The 19,548-nt window shown below is 62.4% G+C and carries 17 protein-coding genes; 11 read left to right on the top strand and 6 right to left on the bottom strand.

Translation table 11 applies throughout. The features are described 5' to 3' along the window. The first annotated feature begins 59 nt into the window (after positions 1-59). The 3 genes from PMI02_RS15890 to PMI02_RS15880 are packed head-to-tail and all read left to right on the top strand — an operon-like array spanning position 60 to position 2,396. The gene (locus PMI02_RS15890; RefSeq protein WP_007684651.1) at positions 60-485 is read left to right on the top strand and encodes a transposase; all 426 of its coding nucleotides are present in this window, start codon (positions 60-62) and stop codon (positions 483-485) included. Next, the gene (tnpB, locus tag PMI02_RS15885; protein WP_007684650.1) at positions 485-841 is read left to right on the top strand and encodes an IS66 family insertion sequence element accessory protein TnpB; all 357 of its coding nucleotides are present in this window, start codon (positions 485-487) and stop codon (positions 839-841) included. Before PMI02_RS15890 ends, tnpB begins: the two co-directional genes overlap by 1 nt. Before the next feature lie 31 nt (positions 842-872). Next, positions 873-2,396, top strand: a complete 1,524-nt coding sequence (locus PMI02_RS15880) for an IS66 family transposase (RefSeq protein WP_007684648.1) — start codon at positions 873-875, stop codon at positions 2,394-2,396. A gap of 217 nt (positions 2,397-2,613) precedes the next feature. Here PMI02_RS15880 and PMI02_RS15875 read toward each other — a convergent pair whose 3' ends face one another. Further along, positions 2,614-3,009, bottom strand: coding sequence for a response regulator (locus tag PMI02_RS15875; protein WP_081496719.1), 396 nt, complete (start codon positions 3,007-3,009; stop codon positions 2,614-2,616). 362 nt (positions 3,010-3,371) lie between these two features. On the opposite strand from PMI02_RS15875, the gene PMI02_RS15870 reads away from it, so the two are divergent. Together PMI02_RS15870 and PMI02_RS15865 are read left to right on the top strand one after the other, a co-directional pair. Next, positions 3,372-4,946 (top strand): phospholipase D-like domain-containing protein, encoded by a 1,575-nt coding sequence (locus PMI02_RS15870; protein ID WP_157222550.1) that lies wholly within the window; start codon positions 3,372-3,374, stop codon positions 4,944-4,946. Positions 4,947-5,739: 793 nt separating this feature from the next. Continuing rightward, positions 5,740-6,009 carry a GlsB/YeaQ/YmgE family stress response membrane protein gene (locus tag PMI02_RS15865; protein WP_007684644.1) on the top strand — a complete coding sequence of 90 codons (270 nt, stop codon included), beginning with the start codon at positions 5,740-5,742 and terminating at the stop codon, positions 6,007-6,009. Positions 6,010-6,091: 82 nt separating this feature from the next. Here PMI02_RS15865 and PMI02_RS26495 read toward each other — a convergent pair whose 3' ends face one another. Further along, positions 6,092-6,223 carry an entericidin A/B family lipoprotein gene (locus PMI02_RS26495; protein WP_081496718.1) on the bottom strand — a complete coding sequence of 44 codons (132 nt, stop codon included), beginning with the start codon at positions 6,221-6,223 and terminating at the stop codon, positions 6,092-6,094. 407 nt (positions 6,224-6,630) lie between these two features. On the opposite strand from PMI02_RS26495, the gene PMI02_RS15860 reads away from it, so the two are divergent. The 3 genes from PMI02_RS15860 to PMI02_RS15850 all read left to right on the top strand — a co-directional run bounded on the left by PMI02_RS15860 (position 6,631) and on the right by PMI02_RS15850 (position 9,526). After that, the gene (locus tag PMI02_RS15860; protein WP_036504176.1) at positions 6,631-6,912 is read left to right on the top strand and encodes a hypothetical protein; all 282 of its coding nucleotides are present in this window, start codon (positions 6,631-6,633) and stop codon (positions 6,910-6,912) included. Between the two features lie 223 nt (positions 6,913-7,135). Beyond that, on the top strand, positions 7,136-8,368 hold the full coding sequence (locus PMI02_RS15855) for a multidrug effflux MFS transporter (RefSeq protein ID WP_007684643.1): 1,233 nt from the start codon (positions 7,136-7,138) through the stop codon (positions 8,366-8,368). A 492-nt stretch (positions 8,369-8,860) separates the two neighbouring features. Then, positions 8,861-9,526 carry a response regulator transcription factor gene (locus PMI02_RS15850; protein ID WP_007684642.1) on the top strand — a complete coding sequence of 222 codons (666 nt, stop codon included), beginning with the start codon at positions 8,861-8,863 and terminating at the stop codon, positions 9,524-9,526. Here the strand turns inward: PMI02_RS15850 and PMI02_RS15845 are convergent, their stop codons facing one another. Genes PMI02_RS15845 through PMI02_RS15830 form a run of 4 tightly spaced genes read right to left on the bottom strand, consistent with a single transcriptional unit; the run spans position 9,527 to position 15,229 of the window. Beyond that, positions 9,527-10,501: a proline iminopeptidase-family hydrolase gene (locus PMI02_RS15845; RefSeq protein ID WP_007684640.1), complete on the bottom strand. Its 975-nt coding sequence runs from the start codon at positions 10,499-10,501 to the stop codon at positions 9,527-9,529. It abuts the gene before it with no gap. 34 nt (positions 10,502-10,535) lie between these two features. Further along, a complete protein-coding gene (pip, locus tag PMI02_RS15840; RefSeq protein ID WP_202948629.1) occupies positions 10,536-11,690 on the bottom strand; it encodes a prolyl aminopeptidase in 1,155 nt (384 codons plus the stop codon). A gap of 43 nt (positions 11,691-11,733) precedes the next feature. Then, the gene (locus PMI02_RS15835; RefSeq protein WP_007684637.1) at positions 11,734-12,369 is read right to left on the bottom strand and encodes a response regulator transcription factor; all 636 of its coding nucleotides are present in this window, start codon (positions 12,367-12,369) and stop codon (positions 11,734-11,736) included. Next, entirely contained in the window at positions 12,353-15,229 is a 2,877-nt protein-coding gene (locus PMI02_RS15830; protein WP_007684635.1) for a PAS domain S-box protein, read from the bottom strand. Before PMI02_RS15830 ends, PMI02_RS15835 begins: the two co-directional genes overlap by 17 nt. Before the next feature lie 266 nt (positions 15,230-15,495). Here PMI02_RS15830 and PMI02_RS15825 point away from each other — a divergent pair, with 266 nt between their 5' ends. From PMI02_RS15825 to PMI02_RS15815, 3 genes are all read left to right on the top strand, one after another. Continuing rightward, on the top strand, positions 15,496-17,613 hold the full coding sequence (locus PMI02_RS15825) for a TonB-dependent receptor (protein WP_007684634.1): 2,118 nt from the start codon (positions 15,496-15,498) through the stop codon (positions 17,611-17,613). A 179-nt stretch (positions 17,614-17,792) separates the two neighbouring features. Next, on the top strand, positions 17,793-18,767 hold the full coding sequence (locus PMI02_RS15820; protein WP_007684632.1) for an alpha/beta fold hydrolase: 975 nt from the start codon (positions 17,793-17,795) through the stop codon (positions 18,765-18,767). Positions 18,768-18,809: 42 nt separating this feature from the next. Further along, a complete protein-coding gene (locus PMI02_RS15815) occupies positions 18,810-19,547 on the top strand; it encodes an alpha/beta fold hydrolase (protein ID WP_007684630.1) in 738 nt (245 codons plus the stop codon). Position 19,548 lies beyond the last annotated feature (1 nt).

The following is a 19,548-nucleotide window of genomic DNA, read 5'->3' as shown; positions in this document are numbered from 1 at the left end:
GGTAAGCGGTGTCCCGGCTCCACCTTGCCTGTCGCGAGGGTTGTGGTTGAAGTGGGAGGATGGAAGAGACCCGCCTTACAAGCGCATTGGACACCGACATTGGAGTGCCTCTGAAGCCTGTGCGGCGGATCGAGGTTCTCGCGGGGATGGCAGGCCGCCGTCGCGTTTGGACACTGGAACAGAAGCTCGCGTTGGTTTCGGAGATGGAGCGCAGCGATAATGTCGCGGCCTTTGCTCGTGAGCGTGAGGTCAGCACGGCGCTGCTTTACACATGGCGCAGGGAGCTGCGTTACGCGATGGAAGCCGCCAAGCTGTCCCCGCGCGACGAGCCCATGTTTGTGCCAGTCGTGGGCGGGTCGTCGCAGCCGAGCTCTCACGATGGCATTGAGGTTGAAGTCGGCGGAGCGGTGGTCCGGATCGGACAGGCAGCCCGGACTGACCTGGTCGTGGCCATCATTCAAGCTCTTCAAAAGGCTGCCGCGTGATGCTCGGGATCGGCCCGGGCACCAGGGTGATGGTAGCAACGCGTCCGGTGGATTTCCGCAAAGGCCCGGACGCGCTGGCGGCATTGGTCGGCGCCGAGTACGGAGGTGATCCGTATTCGGGGGTAATCTATGTGTTCCGCGCCAAGCGCAGTGACCGGATCAAGCTGGTATGGTGGGACGGCACGGGACTGTGCTTGATGGCCAAGAGGCTGGAATCCGGCGGGTTCAAGTGGCCAGCGATCCAGGATGGCGTGATGCGCCTGACTGCAGCCCAACTGGGTGCCTTGCTCGAGGGTCTGGACTGGCGCCGGGTGCATGGTGGCCGCCGCCCGATTGCACCGCAGATTGCCGGTTGACGCGGGGTTCTGCTCCTGATTCACTGCCTGCATGCTCATGGAAGCGGACCTTCCCAGCGACGTCGAAGCGCTCCGCGCGCTCGTACTCAAACAAGCCCGCGAGCTTGATGCGCTCAAGCTTTTCCAGGCCGAGGTCGAGCGCCTGAAGGCGATCATCGAAGCCCTGCAACGGCATCGGTTCGGCCGCCGTTCCGAGCAGCTCGACCCCGATCAGTTCGAGCTTGCCCTTGAGGAGGTCGAGACCGCTCTCGCCGAGGTTCAGCACGCCCTGGACAAGGCAAACAGGGCACCCGCGGATCGCCCGCGCAAGGCCAACCGGGGCTCGCTACCTGCTCATCTGGAGCGGATCGAACAGGTCGTCGACATCGAAGATAAGGCATGCCCTTGCTGTCGCGGCGCGCTTCACCAGATCGGTGAGGACGTAGCCGAGCGTCTCGACGTGGTGCCGACCACCTTTCGCGTACTGGTCACTCGCCGGCCGCGCTATGGCTGCCGCTCATGCGAGAGTACGGTCGTCCAGGCGCCGGCCCCGGGGCGCATCGTCGAGGGTGGCATCGCCACCGAAGCGCTGATCGCGCAGGTGCTGGTTGCCAAGTACGCCGATCACCTTCCGCTTTACCGTCAGGCGCAGATCTACGCCCGTCAGGGCATCCAGCTGGATCGCTCGACCCTGGCGGACTGGGTGGGCCGAGCGGCTTGGTATTTGCGCCCCTTGCGCGATCATATCCTGGAGCGATTGCGACGATCCGAGCGGCTGTTTGCTGACGAGACGACCGCACCGGTGCTCGATCCAGGTCGAGGCCGGACCAAGACCGGCCAACTTTGGGCCTATGCCCGCGACGATCGACCGTGGGGTGGTGATGGTCCGCCCATGGTGGCCTATGTCTATGCACCCGACCGCAAGGGCGAGCGGGCGGAGGTACATCTGGGCGACTTCGCCGGCATCCTGCAGGTCGATGGCTTTGGCGGCTATGCCGCCCTGGCCAAGCGCCGACAGCAGGTGAGCCTGGCTTTCTGCTGGGCACATGTGAGGCGTAAATTCTACGAGTTGGCCGATAGCTCACCGGTCGCGACCGAGGTACTGCGTCGGATCGCCATGCTCTACGCAATCGAGGACGAGGTTCGCAGCACCTCGTCAGAGCACCGCCGCGCCGTGCGCGCCGAACAGGCACGCGTCATCGTGGATGATCTGCACATCTACCTTGAGGCACGACTTCGTCAGGTCAGCGCCAAAAGCAAGCTCGCCGATGCCATCCGCTACGCGCTCACCCGCTGGCCCGGGCTGTCACTGTTCCTCGATGACGGCCGCGTCGAGATGGATTCCAACACCGTCGAGCGGTCGATCCGTCCGCTGGCCCTCAGTCGCAAGAACGCGCTCTTCGCAGGCTCCGACGAGGGCGGCGACAACTGGGCGGTCATCGCCACGCTGGTCGAAAACTGCAAGATCGCCGGCATCAACCCGCATACCTGGCTGACCGAAACGCTCACCAAGCTCGCGAACGGTCATCCAGCAAACGCCGTGAGCGAACTCATGCCCTGGACCGCCGTGGGCTGAGAACATCGCTTACTGAACATCCGACACCCGGGCTTGATGAATTTCAGAAGCCCAATCGATACCGGCGAACCAAAGTCTCTCATTTTCCATGGCCTTGACCTCCTATGGTCCGGGCCAACCGCGATCTTCGTCGTTCCCTGTACTGGCGCTCCAGGCGCAAACTCCCCACGGGACGTCATCGCGGCCACCTGCCGGGGCACATGTCCCCCCCAGGTGCTCAAGGCGCAGGGGGCGAATTGGTCGCTCCCGACAGGGTGGCCCGTCCGCAGAACCTACAGCAGGTTTGCGCGGACACGAACGAGGTACAGGGGGCTCGCAAGTGGTCGTGAACCACGTCCTTCGAAAACGGCTTGCTTATGGATGTTGCGCGATCCGGCATGTCGCCGGGCTCGGGCGCCAGCCTGCCGCTGGCCACGACTATCCCAATCTCGGGCCAATGGGCGTCCACTGCCCTCGCAAGCTCAAAGCCGTTCAACGAGCCCGGCATTTCGACATCTGTGAATAGCAGGATCACATTGTCCGCGTGCTGATCGAGAAGCTGCATCGCGGCGTCGCCATCGGCCGCTTCGTAGAAACGAAATCCAGCTTCTTCGAGAATCTCGCACGCGTTCATGAGGATCAAGATGTCGTCACCAACAACGAGAGCGAAGGGCGTCGTGGTTGGGGTTAAAATGACGCCCAGGGCACGATCGCCCTTTTGTTTCGGACGATTTCAGGATTCCAAGCTCAGCCAAGGGCTTTTGCAATAGTCTATCTGCGCGGCTTATATTGGTGACCTGACACCATGGCGGCACATTCGGCAGGAATGCCGGCGGCTATCCCAGTACAGACCATATGTGGGCCAGGCATCTGCTACGTGCCGATGGCGCCAAAGCACCACTGGTTCGTGCGCTATCCGAACGATTCTCTCGCGTTCAATAAGACCGGTCCAAGTTAGGCTTGGCAGATCGGGGGTGGCCTGCGATGGCGATGCCTATGGACAGCCCCGTTTCCCTGCTCGAACCTGGTCGTAACTGCTGGCGGATCGAGCACGCCGCCCGCGCCGCCGTCATCGTGGACGCAGATGACTACTTCAAGGCCGCCCGCGCGGCAATGATGAACGCTAAGAATCAAATCCTGCTCGTAGGTTGGGACTTCGATGCCCGCATCCGCTTTGCCGGGGACATCGAAGACGGTGCCCCGGACCGGGTGGGCGCGTTCCTGAGTTGGCTTGTCCGGCGTACTCCGGGCTTGCAGGTGCATATCCTGCGCTGGGACACCGGAGCCCTCAAGACCCTGTTCCATGGCCAGACGCTGCTTCGGATAGCGCAATGGATCAAGGACCCTCAAATCCACCTACGCCTCGACGGACATCATCCCCCTGCCGGATCGCATCATCAGAAAGTGGTCGTAATCGACGACGATGTCGCCTTCTGCGGTGGCATCGATATGACTGTCGACCGCTGGGACACGCGCGACCACGCCGATGACGAACCGCGTCGTCTGGAGCCCGATGGTACGCCTTACGGCCCATGGCACGATGCCACCACAATGCTGCAGGGTCCCGTCGCGCAGGCGCTGGGCGACATGTGCCGCGCCCGTTGGGAGGTGTCAGGCGGTAGCGCGCTTGCTCCTGTTTGCGCACGGGGGGACTGTTGGCCAACGGGCGTCGAAGCCGATTTCACCAATGTGGAGGTCGGCATCGCGCTGACCGTTCCGGAAATGGCGCAGCAGGAACCTCGTCACGAGATCGAAGCGCTCTACGTTGATCTGATCGCGCGTGCCAAGCGCTGGTTTTATGCCGAAAGCCAGTATTTTGCGTCGCGTAAGGTAGCTGAGGCTATTGCCAAGCGGCTGGCGGAACCCGATGGCCCGGAATTCGTTATCGTCCATCCGACTTCCGCTCAAGGCTGGCTAGAGCCGATTGCGATGGACTCCGCGCGAGCAAGACTGGTCGAGGTCCTGCAGGAGCAGGACCCGAATAGGCGTCTGCGCCTCTATCACCCCTATACTGCTGGCGGTGAGCCGATTTACGTTCATGCCAAAGTGACGGTGGTCGATGACGAGGTGCTGCGCGTCGGGTCCTCGAACTTCAACAACCGCTCGCTCAGGCTGGATACCGAATGCGATGTCGTGATCGACGCCGGCCGGGAGGCCAATGCCGACGAACGCAGCACGATTGCCGGTATCCGCAACACGCTGCTGGCCGAGCACTTGAACACCGATTGCGAGACGATCGAGAACCTGCTCGCGCAAACCGGCTCGATTATCCAGACCATCGAGCAACTGCGTGGTGGAGGTCGTTCCCTTAGGCCTTATGAAGTGCCTGAACTCGATGCCGTCCGAGAATGGCTGGCCGACAACAAGATTCTGGACCCGGAAGGGCCCGGCGAGATGTTCGAGGGGCTTTCGAAGCGCAAACCGTTGCTAGCACGCCTGAAGCATCGCCCGCAATTGCACCGCGCGTTTGGCGGTCTGTCTCCGGGCAGCACCGCGCTTCTCACGGGAGGAGCCGTCGCGGGCGTTGCATTGCTCGCGTACCTGATATCCAAGCGCAAAGTGGACAAATAACTGTCCGCTTATGGCGGCGTATCATACTCCGACGGTAGGCTCGCCGCAGAATAGAGCGCTACTGCGCAATCTATGTCGATCGCCCGCGGGAATGGCGATGCAGTTCGACCAATCACTGATCGGAGCGTGCGCCATCGGACATCTGCGAAGACGGGTATTGCCTCCAGCCTGGCGGTTGGTTGATTGCATCGCCATGCTATTCGGAGCAAACAACTTTTTTCAACAACAGACGTGGCCAGCACGAGCGGCCATAACCGCGGGTCGGCTGGACTGACCGCATAGAAATTGCCGCTCCGATGCAAAAGGTGGCCTTGCGATCACACTGGGCCTCGTAGGCCCCAATTCTTTTCAAAACCGTACAGAGTCTGGTTACTGATCTTGCACAGCCTTTTGGCGGTGTATAGGCCGATCCTGCATGTGGCGCTGCCCTTTCCGGCACGATCCTGACGGCGGCCTCCAACCTGACGAACAACCTGCCCGCAGGCCATATCGCGAGCACAGCAGTCGCAGGCGCAACCACCGCGATTGGTGATCGACGCACTGTTGATCGGTGTCGATCTTGCTCCAACTTTACGATTACCGGCAGCCTCGTGACATCCTTTGGCTACAGACTATCCGCCGTGAGGGGCAAGAAGTTGGCTTCTGGAGTTTTCTCAAGAATGGCGCCTTCGCACCGCCGCTCGCCTTGAGTGCCGCCCTCGGTACCTGCGTCATTTTGAGCTAGGGTATCCTGTATTCAGTGAGGAACCACTCGTCTTGGCTATGGTTTGAGGATGATAAACGGGAGAGTTTCATGGGCATAATAATTCTGATCATCATCGGCGGCGTCCTAGGTTGGCTCGCTAGCTTGGTTATGCGCACCGATGGGCAGCAGGGAATGTTTCTGAACGTCATAGTGGGTATTGTCGGCGCGCTTATTGCTGGCTTCCTGATCAACCCGTTGATTGGCGGCGGTAACATCATGAATGGCGACTACAGCTTCAGTTCGTTGGTCGTCTCTTTCCTGGGTGCCGTTGTGCTGCTTGCGATCGTCAACCTGTTTCGGCGTGGTTCGGTCCGTTAGAATCGATCGGTAAAATAAATGTAGACTTCTAATGATTACCGCCCACCAAGAAAATTGGCGGGCGGTAATCATTTAGCTGCGACTACTTGATGGCCTTTTCGCCAGCTTGCCCAACCGAGCTTACGTCACGCCCTGCGCCCTTAACAGTGTTGCAGGCAGAAGCCGACAACACGATACCACTAGCTACAAGCGCAATTACAACTTTCCGGACCATCTGCTACATCCTGTTTGAAGGCCGATGGAAATATCTGCCTTGCCGCTTTCCAACTAAGCTGAGGTAGGTGGGTTCCAACCTGCATCTATGTCTATCGGACATAAAACGGGCAAACTGATCTCCCCGCCTGCGCCGGTAGACAGGATTGTAGAGCCCACAAATCCAGATGCTATGCTCGCCCCGTTTCGGTTTGCCGCGATGGTCAACTTGTCTTAACCCCCGGGGGAGAGAGAGTGACCCTATGGAGAGAAGGCAAGCAGCGCCGAGGCGAACGCGAATGGGTGTGATGTTTTTTTCGAAGGCAATAAGCGTCCTGTCTCAGACGCGGTTTATCAGGATCTGGTGTCAACCCTCTTCACTATGCGGGTGCCCATCGCCGGCTTCGCGCGCTTTACGCCATTGTCGGCTTGCTGATCTACCTGAAGTGGTCGGACATAGTGATAGCGGGTCTGACCGGCGCTGCGATCGTGGTCACGGCAGCGCGTATTGTTTTGATCAATCGCTATCACCTAGCCGGAGGAGCTTCGCAGGAGATCGCCGTCCCGCGGCGCTGGGAGCTAGGCTACGAACTCCTGACGTACCTGTTCGCTGTCCTGCTTGCGGGCCTCAACGCGCGCGGATTGACCGCGCAGGCGCGCCGCACGTCACCGCGTTACCCCCCGACTCTACCACTTCAAAGCGATGAATAAGGTCCGGAATCGGGCAGCCAATTTTGGCGCGGGAACGACTGCTATCAGGGCGATCCCAATTGAGATATGGAACCGGTGTTCAATGCTTCGCTCAGTCGCTGTGCCGCGTGTGGCAATGGAAGAGTTGGAGGTCACCATCCGGCTGAACGCAAGCAAAGTCGGGTCCCGCGCGGATGGCACGCCTCGCTTGTAACGCGGCGGTATATCGCCGATAGCGCCGCCAATGACATCCGAACCTGTCCCCGCCGCCATGCATCCTCGCGAATTCGTCGCCTTTATCGCTGCAGTCATGGCCGTAAACGCACTGGGCGTCGACCTTATGCTGCCTGCTCTGGCTGACATAGGCCGTGAGCTTGCGATAAGCGATGCCAATCATCGGCAGTGGATCATCACCGTCTACATGGTAGGCTTCGGGGCAGGGCAACTGGTCTATGGTCCTTTGGCGGACCGGTTCGGCCGAAGACCGATCCTCATCGGAACCCTGATTGGCTTCGTTGCCGCAAGCGTGTTCGCGGCGAGTTCGGCGACGTTCGCGGCTCTGCTCGGTGCGCGCTTGCTGCAGGGTCTGATGTCGGCGTCGACCCGCGTACTCGCGGTCGCCATCGTCCGCGATGGCGCATCCGGACGGAAGATGGCCCGCACCATGTCTGTCGCGCAAATGATTTTCTTTGTAGTACCGATCCTGGCGCCGACGCTGGGCCAGGCGCTGCTCGCGTTCGGACCATGGCGGTTTATTTTCTACGCGCTTGGCACTTTCGCAGCCTTCGTGCTCGCATGGACGCTGTTTCACCTCCCAGAAACCCTGCCTGTTGCTCGCCGGATGCCGATCTCCTTGATTGCCTTGCGGCAGAGTTACTGGCTGACGCTCACGAACCGGTTCTCCATCGGCTACGCGGTGGCCGCGTCGCTCACGTTCGGCGGGATCATCGCCTTCGTCTCGTCCTCGCAGCAGATTTTCGTCGATGAGTTCGGCGCCGGGGCCCAGTTCACCTGGCTGTTCGCGATCTGCGCCGGCGCGATGGGACTGGCCGCGTTCGCCAACAGCCGGCTTGTGGAAAAGCTTGGAACGCGACTGATCTCGCAGTCGGCGTTGCTCGCGTTGATCGGGCTCTCTATAGCGCATGTGCTGGTCATCTTCGCCGGGCTGGAGACGCTGACGAGCTTCACCATCCTCCAGGCGCTCAGCATGACCTCGATCGGGCTTTGCGGCTCCAACTTCGGGTCCATGGCGATGGAACCAGTCGGTCACATCGCGGGAACGGCCTCGTCGGTGCAAGGCTTCATCACCAGTATCGGCGCGGTTCTGGTGGGTTCGGCCATCGGTCAGGCTTATGCGGGCACGACGCTGCCGCTGGCGGTGGGCTATCTGGGCATCGGCATGGCCGTGCTCGCCATTGTCTACGTCATCGAAGGCGGTCGGCTGTTTCACGCCCACGAGACGCGAGCGCAGAGTTAGGCGATCGGATGCCGCGGCCATCGATGACGATGGCCGCCTATCTCTTTCTTTCGGCAAGTGATAGTCGACGTCGAAATAGCCGCTCCCGAGGCCGCCTCGTTTACCAGCAATGCGCATTGTTGCCCCTAGTCTTGGAGAGGGCGTCGACGGCGGCTCCATAGCGAGAACGTCGGTGTTCGTGAACGAATGTGCAGTTTCAGGGAGCGGATTGGGTCTTGCGAACGTCTGGAATCAGGGCAGCTTATATGTCTAGCGGGGAAGCGATTTCATCAGACTCCCCGCTGATTTGCTCTCGCATAGCCTCAATTGGCACTTCCAAAGTGGTATTGTTCTCGACCTTTGACCAGATGGCTTGGGTGACTGCGATCGATTATCCTGGCGCATGTTATTCTGGGTAAGCCCCACCGTTACGATCTGCGCTATCCACGACGTCCAGCCGCTGACCCGGGTCACTGCAGGACAAATTGGCACTTCGCAACCTACGGAGAATTCATGAAAGGCGTGACGGCAAATTCGGCAGATTCAGACGCCGCGACTGTTCACGTCATTGATGATGACCCGTGCATTCGCGAAGCTCTTGACGGGCTTTTCAGGTCGGTGGGATATCCCGTTCGCACTTTCAGGGCCGCTGCCGATTTCGCCGCCTCTGCACCCGACCATTCGTGCGGATGCCTCGTGCTCGATGTCTTTCTCCCTGGGCTGAACGGACTGGACTTCCTCAAACAGCTTGCAGGAAAAGCAGCTTTCATGCCTGTCATCCTCATGACTGGCCGCGCAGATATTCCGATGGCCGTGCGCGGAGTGAAAGCGGGCGCGATCGACTTCTTGCCCAAACCGTTCGCCGAGCGGGACATGCTGGATGCTGTCGCCTCGGCGATGGCCCAAGACGCCGCCCGACGCGCGGAACGGGCGAGGGCCCAACAGCTGCGCGATCGGATGGCGACCCTGACTTGCCGTGAGAAAGAAGTGATGGGTCTGGTGGCCAGGGGCAAGATGAACAAGCAGGTCGCGTTCGAGATCGGCCTGAGCGAAGTGACCGTCAAAATCTATCGCGGCAAGGCCATGCGCAAAATGGGCGCCCGCACGCTTGCCGATTTTGTGCTGATGGCGGATCGCCTCAATTTGAGACACGGCGGTCCGCTATCCAATTGCGTGTGATCAAGCCGCGTTTAGGAAACGTCTTAGCAGGGCATTGTATTCGTCAGGCTGCTCGCACATCGTCAGGTGCGAGCAGCCGCGCATGGTGACGAGGCTGGTCGGTCCACCAAGGCCGTCACGGATAGTCTCGTGGCAGTCGAGGGTAATCTCGTCGAACTCGCCGGTGGTGATGAGCGTCGCGTGCGTGATCGCTTTGAGATCCTTGCGACGATCCCAGTCCTTGATGACGCCGCTGATGGAAAACTCGTTCTGCCCGTTCATGACCCGGTATGCGATGGATTTGGACAAGGCATCGAAGCTGGCCAGCGCGTCCGGGGAGGGGGGCGTTCGGATGACGAAGTTGTCGTAGAACTTCTGCGCCAGCGCTGCATATTCGGGAGTGGCCGTTCGGCCTTCGCGCTCCAGCGCGCGCAGTTTTGCCGCGTAGTCGCCCGGCATCCCGTCGATCAGGCGGGCCATGCCCGCCACCGCCTGGGGCACGCTCGCAAGGGCGCCGCCGAGAATGAGTCTCTCCACCCCGGCCCCGCGTCCCTGGCAGAGGTATTCGATGGCCAGGATCGTGCCCCAGGAATGGCCGTAAAGGATCACCTTCTCGAGGCCCAGAGCGGTGCGGACGGCATCGAGTTCGTCGACCGAACGCTGCATCGTGTAGAGGCCCTCGTTCGTGGGGGCATCCGCCCTGCCGCATCCAAGCTGGTCGTAGAGGATCACCGGACGTTCGTCGGCCAAGGCCCTCATCGACAGCAGGTAGTTGTGCGCGGCCCCGGGACCGCCGTGGAGGGTGAGCAACGGGGTCTTGCCAAGCCGGCCGAACCGCCGCCAGTAAATCCGGCCTCCCGCAACCGGGAGATAGCCTTCTTCTTCCACGATCTTTTTGCTCGCCAGGGCGCTGCCCGCTCCTGCGAGGCCGCCCGCGAGCAGCGCCGCGCCGCCCGTTATGGCCGAACGGCGCGTCCAGCCTTTGTCTTTGGTCATTGGATCGGTCCTCGTCCACGCACTGCGGTCCCCGTCAAGACGGAGCCGTTCCCGCCTGGCCTTGGTGAGGGCGGGTCTCCATCGTCAGTCTGCCGTCGATCGGGGGAATGCCGTCCATGATGGCGGTGAGAGCCAGCATGGTTTGCGCCTCCATGGCGCTGTGCCCGGCGTTGGTGGTGACGAACGTCGCAGGGACCGCGCCTGCCGCCGCCATTGCAGCGACGAGTCTCGATGCCTGCGTAAGCGGGCAGATCTGGTCGAAACGGCCGTGGACGATGTGGACGTCCAGCGCGGCGATCCGCTCGATGTTGCGGACTATGTAGTCCGGCTCGAGGAACAGGGCGTTAGCGAAATAGTGTGCCTCGATCTGCGCGAACGACAGTGCGAAATGCGCCTCGCCAAACTTTCCGGGATCGTCGTCGTGGGGGATCATGTTGGAGATCGTGCCTTCCCAGACCGACCATGCGAGCGCGGCCCGGAGCTGCAGTTCGCGGTCGGCGGCGGTGGGCGCGGGCATGTCGAAGATCGCCTTGTAGGCGCCCATCATGTCGCCGCGCGCGGCCGGCGGAATGACCTTGACGAACGCCTTCCACTCGTCGGGATAGGTGACGTAGCTCCCGGGTTCGGTCAGCGCATAGGGCGCATCCTCGAAGGATGCCGCGTTGCCCTGGTACATGTAGAGCAGGTCTTCGGGCGCACCGAGGAAGATGCCCCGCAGAATGAGGGAGGCGACGTTCTGCGGGTGCCGGATCGCATAGACCAGGGCGAGCGTGCTGCCCCAGCTGCCGCCGAAGACGTGCATCCTGCCTGCGATTCCGAGGGCGCGGCGCAGCGTTTCGATGTCCTCGATCAGATGGTCGGTCGTATTGCGGACGAGCGCGATCTCGGGCCCCGCGCCCGCCACCGTCGGCTCGCTCTTGCCGCAGCCGCGCTGGTCGAACAGGATGACGCGGTAGCGGGCCGGGTCGAAGAAGCGTGCCATGACCGGGGCGCAGGCGCCGCCCGGCCCGCCGTGCAGGAACATCACCGGCTCGCCCTCGGGATTGCCGTATTCCTCCCAGTAGAGCTTGTGGTCGGGAGCGCTGTCCACCTGCAGCAGCCCGCTTCGGTTTGCCGCACCTTGCGGGTACTTCCATTCGTCCTGCACGGAACTGACCGACTGGAGCCCGGAAAAATCGATCACGCACATATCCCCTTTGTTCGCCATCTTCATCGCCGTCAGCCGGATCGCACTACTTCCGCGCCGCGTCGCCCAGAAAGTCCACCATCCTCACCAGTTCCGGCACCGAATCCGCTTCCATCTTGCGCATCGCCTGGCCGCGATGGAGCTTCACGGTCGCCTCGGTGATGCCCACCCGCGCGGCGATCTGCTTGTTGAGCAGGCCCGCGGCGACCAGCGTCATGACCTGGCGTTCGCGCTCGGTCAGCGTTGCGTACCGCGCCCGCATGAAGGCGCAGCGATCCGCCTCGTCGCGCCTCAGCCGGTCCTGCGCCAGGGCGCGATTGACCGCCTCCAGCAGATCCTGCTCGCGTACCGGCTTGGTGAGCACGTCGATCGCGCCGGCCTTCATGGCGCGCACCGCCATCTGCACGTCGACGTGCGCGCTGATGAGGACGACGGACTGCATGAGGTCGCTCCGCGGAAGCGTCTCCAGGAACTCGAGGCCGCTGGTCCCCGGGAGCCTTATGTCCAGCACCACACACCCCGCGCTGCCCAGATGATCGCTCTCCAGATAGTCGCGCACCGAGCCGAAGCAGCGGGTGACGAGACCTACGGACTGGAAAAGCCCCTGCAGTGCTTCGCGCACGCTCTGGTCGTCGTCGATCACCACGACGGCGGGCGTGCCGCCCTCAGCGGGATGGGACATGGATCAGGGCTCCTTCGACCAATGGCAGGGTGAAGCTGAACATGCTGCCTTGCACAGGACTGTTCGCCGCCCGGATGCGGCCGCCATGCGCTTCCACGATCGAGCGGCAGATCGACAGGCCCATGCCGATACCTTCGGGCTTGGTACTGAAGAAGGCTTCGAACATCCGCTCGGCGCTGTCCGCGTCCAGGCCGGTGCCCGTATCCTGAACGCTGACTTGCGCATGGCCCGCCGCGACATCGGTCCGAACGGTCAGGCGTCGGTGACCCTCATCGACCTGAGTCATCGCCTCGACGCCGTTCATGATGAGGTTGAGGACGACCTGCTGAAGCTGCGTCGGGTCTCCGTAGATCGAAGGAACTTTTCCCGAGAACTCTGTCTTCGAAGCGACGCCCCGGCGTTGGAGTTCGCCGCGCAGCAGATCCAGAACCCCCTGGATCACCTTTTCCAGATCGAGCCTTTCCATCCTCGGTGCGGCCTTGCGCGCCAGCGCGCGGATGCTGGTAACGATCTCCCCCGCGCGGTGTCCGTCGCGGACGATGCGCTCGGCGGCCTCCCGTGCCATGGCGACGTCGAGTTGTCCGTCGTCCAGCCAGCGCAGGCATGTGCCGGCATTGGTGACGATCGCCATGAGCGGCTGGTTGACCTCGTGTGCGATGGAAACGGCGAGTTCGTCCATGGTCATCATCCGCGTGACATGGGCGAGTTCGGTCTGGCTCTGGCGCAGTTGCTCCTCGGCACGCTTGCGGTTCTCGATGTCGACGTTGACCCCGAACCACTGGGTGAGATTGCCGGCCGCATCATGGAACGGGCTCGCGCGGATCAGGAACCAGCGGAACTGGCCGTCCGCCCTGCGCAGACGAGCCTCGGCTTCTCCCGGAGCGCCTGACTGCAGCGTGGCGGACCAGACTTCCAGCATGTGCTCCCTATCATCGGGGTGGATGTGATCGAGGAAACCCCACCCCAGCACCTCCTCGCTGCGCAACCCTGCGTAGTCGAGATACTGCTGGCTCCAGAAGGTAGTCGCCCCGCGGGAATCGGACGACCATGCCAGTCCCGGGATCGAGGAGACGATCTGCTGCAGCTGGTGCTCGCTGTCCTGCAGCCGGGCTTCACTGGCCCTGAGGGCGTCTTCCGCGCGCTTGCGATCCTCGATATCGATGATGATGCCATACCATTTCACGACGTTTCCGTGAGCATCCAGCAGCGGATTCTGGCGAAGCGTGAACCACCGATATTCGCCGTCGACACGCCTGATCCGGCCGTCTATGTCCTGCGGCTGCTTCGTTGCCAGCGTGTTCTCCCAAGCCACTCGCATCGGCTCGACATCGTCGGGGTGGAAGATGCGGTAGAACCCGGTGCCGACGATCTGATTGAACGACAGACCCACGAAATCGCTCAGGTTCCGGTTCCAGAACTCGAGCATTCCGTCCGGCCCGGCCGACCATGCCATGGCCGGAATCGTCTCGACGATTTGCTGGAGTTCGAGTTCGCTTTGCTGAAGAGCGGCCTCGCCGGCTCTCAGCGCGTCTTCGGCCCGCTGCAGGTCATCGATGTCGACGTTGGCCCCGAACCAGCGCACCGTGCCGTTCGCGTCGGTGAGCTTGCTTCCCCGGAAATAGAACCACCGATAGGTCCCGTCGGCCCCGAGTACCCTGCCTTTCAGCTGAGTGTCGTTGCCATTCTCCAGATCCCGTTTCCAGATCTCCAGCATGCCCGGGATGTCGTCGGGGTGGTAGAGGTCGAGGAAGCCCCAATCGAGGATCTTCTCGGCGGGAAGCCCGGCATATTCGAGCCACCTCTTGTTGATGAAGTCCGCACTGCCGTCGGGCCGTGCCGACCAGATGAGGACAGGCAGCGAGTCGATGATCAGGGTCAGGTTCCGCTCGCTCGACAGGAGCGCAATCTCGGTTTCCCGCAAGGCATCCTCGGCGCGCTTGCGGTCGTCGATGTCAATGATCGCGCCGTACCATTTCACGACTGCGCCATCCTCGTCCAGAAGGGGGTTCTGCCTCAAGGTGAACCACTGATACGTGCCGTCGCCGCGCCTGATCCGGCCTTCGACCTCGCGACCGCGCTTCGTCGCCATGATGTCCTGCCAGGCGGCGAGGACGTGCGGGATGTCGTCGGGATGATAGATGCGGTAGAAGCCCAGGCCGCTGATCTCCTCGAACGTCAGCCCTACGAAGTCGAGGAGGTGCTGGTTGCAGAAGTCCAGTCTTCCGTCGGCCGTCGTGGACCACACCATGGCGGGTATGGTGTTGATCGCGAGGTTCAGCTCCCATTCGCTACGCGCGAGCGCGTCGCCCGAGAGCTTCTCGGCGCGGAAATCTGCAGGTGTCTTACGGGCGCTGAGTTCGCGGACCTCGCGGCAGGCCAGGCTGGCTTGCATGGCGGCGATGTTCAGCGTTGTCATATCACTCGAGGCCGGAAAGCCGGAGCGAAGCGACCCGGCGAGCAGGACGCCCATGCTCGCGATTGCACCGAGCGGTAGAGCGACCACCGACAGCTCGCCTCCGCCGACTGCGAGGCGCATCGGGCGGTCTGCGGGATCGCTCTGCAACCAGCCCTCGATCGCTTTCGCTACGTCATCCCTGCCGGTGGCCGCGCCGAAAGCCTGGCCCACTCGCAGGAAGATATGCTCCGTCTCGCTGAACCGAAGGCCGACGAAGTCGAGCTCGAGCATATTGTGGAGCGTATCGAGAAGGCTCTGCACGATCGCGGTGGGGTCCAACCCCTGCCAGGTCGAGGGCAGGAGCGTCAGTCGTTGTAGATTATCCTGGAACCGGCGCGGTTCAGGTTCTTCCGCCGCCGCATCGGAGTGCGGGGCAAGTGCGTCAGGCGGCGGCGGTGCATTCACGGGACGTACCTCGAAGCGATCTCTCCGCGCCATCTTCGTCGACGCCCACGTCATTGTCACGCGCTGCGCCTGACGTTGAAGAGAGCGCTCGGTCCAATTGCACGAGCCTACTCCGCGCCATGCCCAGCGACCACCTCGACCATGGTCGATTGCGACACTACCATCAGCTAAGGAACCCGCACGAGAGGCGAATTGAGACCGGACTGGCCCTTCGATAGACTCAGACTGCAAGTGGGGCATGTCTGAAATCGAGGGTCTCATCGTCCATGCCATTGACGTCGAGGCTTCGTGCGGCGGCCGCGGCGGGCCTGGTCTGGTCGGCTACGTGCGGATCATGTCTCGCCCAGTCCGACCCCCGGCCCGGCGACGATATCATCGTTACCGCGACCCGCCAGGAAACACGGATCCAGGACACGCCACTGGCGATTTCGGCCTACACCGCCGAACAGATGGAGCGCAGCGGCACACGCGACCTGCGGGATATCGTGACTTTCACGCCCGGCCTCACGATCGGCACCGGCGAGGGGCAGGGGGCCGTACCGATATCGATACGCGGTGTGGGCCAGAACGATCTGGGGATCGGTGCGGATGCGCCGATCGGAGTCTATCTCGATGGCGTCTACCTGGCGCGGCCCTACATGAACCTGTTCGACCTCGTGGACGTCGAGCGGATCGAGGTCCTTCGCGGCCCGCAGGGTACGCTTTACGGCCGCAATGCCACCGGCGGGGCGATCAACGTCATCACTCGCCGTCCCAGCGAGGCTACCGTGTTCGAGGCGCTCGAGCGCTATGGGAACTATGATGCCAAGGGCGCGCAGGCCCTGGTCATGGGTCCATTGAGCAGCACCCTATCGGGGAAGATCGCCGTCGCGGCGAGCGATCGCGACGGCTACACGAAGGATACGCGAACCGGTCGCAGCCTCGACCCCCAGAAGACCTTCACCCTGCGCGGCGCGCTGCGCTGGCGACCGAACGGCGTGCTCGACATTCAGCTCAATGCGGACGGCGGATATCACGACATGCCCGTCGTCGTTCACAAGAGCCTCGCACCCGACTTCGATCCGAAGCGCATTGCCCTCGACGCTATCCCGCGCGAGGATCGCCATTTTTGGGGGCTTTCCTTCGACGCCACCTACGATTTTGCCGGGGTCCAGCTGACGTCGATCAGCGGGTACCGGGAAGCAAGTCTGAAGAACCTCATCGATACCGATGCCGGGCCGGCACGGCTCATCCATTTCGGGCAGTACGACAAGACCTCCCAGTTCAGCCAGGAACTGCGGATCCAGACGATCGGAAGCCACCGGCTGCAATGGCTGGCCGGGCTCTACTACTTCAGGGAGACCGCCGACACGTTCAGCCCGATATACCTCGACTTCACTGGCTTGCTCGGCGTTGCCAGTCCCACGACCCAGCTCATAAACGCCTCTAACCGCACCACGGCCTATGCCGCGTTCGGCCAGGCGGACTTCCACCTCACCGACAATCTGACGCTTTCCGCGGGCCTGCGATGGAGCCGCGAAACGAAGGCCTTCACGTTCCTGCAGCAGTTCACGGTAGAGATTCCGCCGCTGTTCAATTCGTATCCGCAGTCCGTTCAGAAAACGACCTGGTCCAACGTCGCGCCGCGATTGGCCGTCGATTACAGGCCCGGTCGCCATCTGCTGTTCTACGCAAGCTATTCCGAGGGTTTCAAGAGCGGCGGTTCGACCTCCGTGAGCCTCATCACGAACCCGGCACCCAATGTCTTCGAACCCGAGACGCTGCGCGCCTATGAAGCGGGCATCAAGAGCGACTGGCTGGCTGGCGACCTGCGGGTCAACGCGACCGTCTTTCACTACGACTACAGCAATCTGCAGGTCCGCACCGCCGATGCGCTGGGCTTCCTGGTGGTCCGAAACGCCGCCACCGCCACGGTCGATGGGCTCGAGCTCGAGACCGCCGCCTACCTTACCGACCGCTTTGAGCTTACGGCGATCGCAGCCTTGCTCGATGCCCGGTACGATCGCTTCATCGACCCGGTCTCGCTCGCCGACTATTCGGGCGACCGGTTGAACCGGGCTCCCGACGTCAAGGTCGGCCTGGGCGCCCAGAACCGCTTCCCGATGCCGGGCGGAGCCGAGCTGACGGTCCGCGGGGAATACGAATATACCAGCCGCATCTTCCACCAGCCCGGAGAACTACGCGCGTTCTCGCGCGACCCCGCGCATCTTTTCGATGCGCGCCTCGCCTATCGAACTGCCGACGAACGCTGGTCGCTGGCCCTGTTCGCGAAGAACCTGACGAACGAGCGGTATATCGGTCACGCTTTCGTCGTGCTGGGTGAACCGCGCGCGACCATCACGCCGCCGCGCACGTTCGGATTTGAAGTTCGATTTGCGAACTAGTCTTGCGCGAACGGACATACGCCTTCCACGAAAGTATAGACCCGCACGACTTATATGTATTGTTGATAGACCAACAGAGAATTGAAGCGACATGGGCGAGCGCGATAGTCTCGGGTATCGGCCAACCCAGGGAGCAAGACGGCGCCAGGGGCGACCTGCCGGTTCGAATGGAGGACTACATGAAGCATCTCCTCGCACTCATGCTCGGCTGTTCCGTCTTCGCCGGTCCGGCGGCGGCGCAAACTACTTGTCCGGCGGCCGCAAGCGGACTCGCAGCCAATGCGGTGCCGGTCATCCACTACCGGTCGGTTAAGATCGACGGCGTCAACGTATTCTACCGCGAGGCCGGCCCTGCCGACGCGCCTGTACTGCTGCTGCTCCACGGGTTCCCGACCTCGTCGCACATGTTCCGCAACCTGATCCCGCTGCTTGCGGATCGCTATCGCGTGATCGCGCCCGATTATCCTGGCTATGGCCAGAGCGATGCGCCCGACCATACCAAGTTCTCGTACACCTTCGCCAGCCAGGCCGACATTGTCGACAAGCTCGTGACGAGGCTGGGCGCCGAGCGTTACGCGATGTACGTAATGGATTACGGTGCCCCTATCGGTTACCGCTTGGCTCTCAAGCATCCGGAACGCGTCAGCGGATTGATTGTGCAAAACGGCAACGCTTACGACGAGGGCCTGCAGTCCCCGTTCTGGGATCCGATCAAGGTTTACTGGCGCGATCGTTCGCATAACAACCGCGACGCACTGAACGGTTTGGTGACACTCGATATCACCAAGTTCCAGTATACCGATGGCATGGGCGATGTCGCGCGCATCAGCCCGGACAACTGGGTACAGGATCAGGCTCTGCTCGATCGCCCCGGCAATCGGGACATACAGCTCGACATGCTTGGCGACTACGGCTCGAACGTACCCCTCTACCCGCAATTCCAGGCGTTCTTCCGCAAGTATCAGCCGCCTACGCTGATCGTCTGGGGCAAGAACGACAATATCTTCCCGGAAGCCGGTGCGCCTCCCTATCTGCGAGACCTGCCAAAGGCGGAGATGCACATCCTCGACAGCGGCCATTTCGCGCTGGAGGACAAGCTCGACGTCATGGCGCCGCTGATCCGCGACTTCCTCGATCGCAAGCTCTGCAAATAGTACCGGCGATCATCCGATTTGTGACCCGAGGAAGGAACGCACATGACAATCGACCTATCTGGTCTCCCGGGAGACGGCGCAGCACAGGCCCCTGGAACGGCTGTTTCGATCGTGCTGGTGCACGGCGCGTTCGTGGATGGGTCGGGCTGGCGGGCGGTCTACGATATCCTGACCGCTCGCGGCCATGAGGTTCTGGTTGTGCAGAACCCGACGATCACCCTTGAAGGTGATGTCGCGGCGACCGAGCGAGTGATCGCCATGGCCCGGTATCCCGTCGTGCTCGTGGGCCACAGCTACGGCGGCGCCGTGGTGACCGCCGCCGGCGACGATGTCAGGGTGAGGGCGGTCGCCTATATCGCCGCCTTCGCGCCGGATGTGGGCGAATCCGTCGCCGCGCTGAACGAGCAGCCAGCCGAGCCGGAAGAGGCCAAGGCGCCGCTGTTGCCGCCGCAGGATGGGTTCCTGATCGTCGACCCCGAAAAGTTCCCCGAAGCCTTCGCCTCCGACGTCGATCCCGGTACGACTCGCTTCATGGCGGCCGCCCAGGTACCCTGGGGGCTCGAAGCGGTGACCGCGCAGACGACGCGGGTCGCGTGGCAGACGAAGCCGACACATTACCTGCTTGCCACCGGCGACCTGATGATCCCGCCCAGTGCGCAGCGCCGGATGGCCGAGAGGATGGGCGCTCGCCTCGTCGAGATCGACAGCAGCCACGCGGTCATGCTGGCTCATCCCGAGAAAGTCGCGGCCTTCATCGAAGACGCCGCGGACTCAGCTTAGC

Source organism: Novosphingobium sp. AP12 (assembly GCF_000281975.1).
Taxonomy (GTDB): domain Bacteria; phylum Pseudomonadota; class Alphaproteobacteria; order Sphingomonadales; family Sphingomonadaceae; genus Novosphingobium.
This window is presented reverse-complemented; position numbering and strand designations above follow the sequence as displayed.

Excerpts from the sequence above, each read along its gene's own strand:
- PMI02_RS15815 (WP_007684630.1), top strand. The coding sequence starts at position 18,810 with ATGACAATCGACCTATCTGGTCTCCCGGGAGACGGCGCAGCACAGGCC.
- pip (WP_202948629.1), bottom strand. The coding sequence starts at position 11,690 with ATGTGCGTGATCGATTTTTCCGGGCTCCAGTCGGTCAGTTCCGTGCAG.
- PMI02_RS15835 (WP_007684637.1), bottom strand. The coding sequence starts at position 12,369 with ATGTCCCATCCCGCTGAGGGCGGCACGCCCGCCGTCGTGGTGATCGAC.
- PMI02_RS15855 (WP_007684643.1), top strand. The coding sequence starts at position 7,136 with ATGACATCCGAACCTGTCCCCGCCGCCATGCATCCTCGCGAATTCGTC.
- PMI02_RS15820 (WP_007684632.1), top strand. The coding sequence starts at position 17,793 with ATGAAGCATCTCCTCGCACTCATGCTCGGCTGTTCCGTCTTCGCCGGT.
- PMI02_RS15865 (WP_007684644.1), top strand. The coding sequence starts at position 5,740 with ATGGGCATAATAATTCTGATCATCATCGGCGGCGTCCTAGGTTGGCTC.
- PMI02_RS15875 (WP_081496719.1), bottom strand. The coding sequence starts at position 3,009 with ATGAACGCGTGCGAGATTCTCGAAGAAGCTGGATTTCGTTTCTACGAA.
- PMI02_RS26495 (WP_081496718.1), bottom strand. The coding sequence starts at position 6,223 with ATGGTCCGGAAAGTTGTAATTGCGCTTGTAGCTAGTGGTATCGTGTTG.
- PMI02_RS15825 (WP_007684634.1), top strand. The coding sequence starts at position 15,496 with ATGCCATTGACGTCGAGGCTTCGTGCGGCGGCCGCGGCGGGCCTGGTC.
- tnpB (WP_007684650.1), top strand. The coding sequence starts at position 485 with ATGCTCGGGATCGGCCCGGGCACCAGGGTGATGGTAGCAACGCGTCCG.
- PMI02_RS15880 (WP_007684648.1), top strand. The coding sequence starts at position 873 with ATGCTCATGGAAGCGGACCTTCCCAGCGACGTCGAAGCGCTCCGCGCG.
- PMI02_RS15850 (WP_007684642.1), top strand. The coding sequence starts at position 8,861 with ATGAAAGGCGTGACGGCAAATTCGGCAGATTCAGACGCCGCGACTGTT.
- PMI02_RS15845 (WP_007684640.1), bottom strand. The coding sequence starts at position 10,501 with ATGACCAAAGACAAAGGCTGGACGCGCCGTTCGGCCATAACGGGCGGC.
- PMI02_RS15890 (WP_007684651.1), top strand. The coding sequence starts at position 60 with ATGGAAGAGACCCGCCTTACAAGCGCATTGGACACCGACATTGGAGTG.
- PMI02_RS15870 (WP_157222550.1), top strand. The coding sequence starts at position 3,372 with ATGGACAGCCCCGTTTCCCTGCTCGAACCTGGTCGTAACTGCTGGCGG.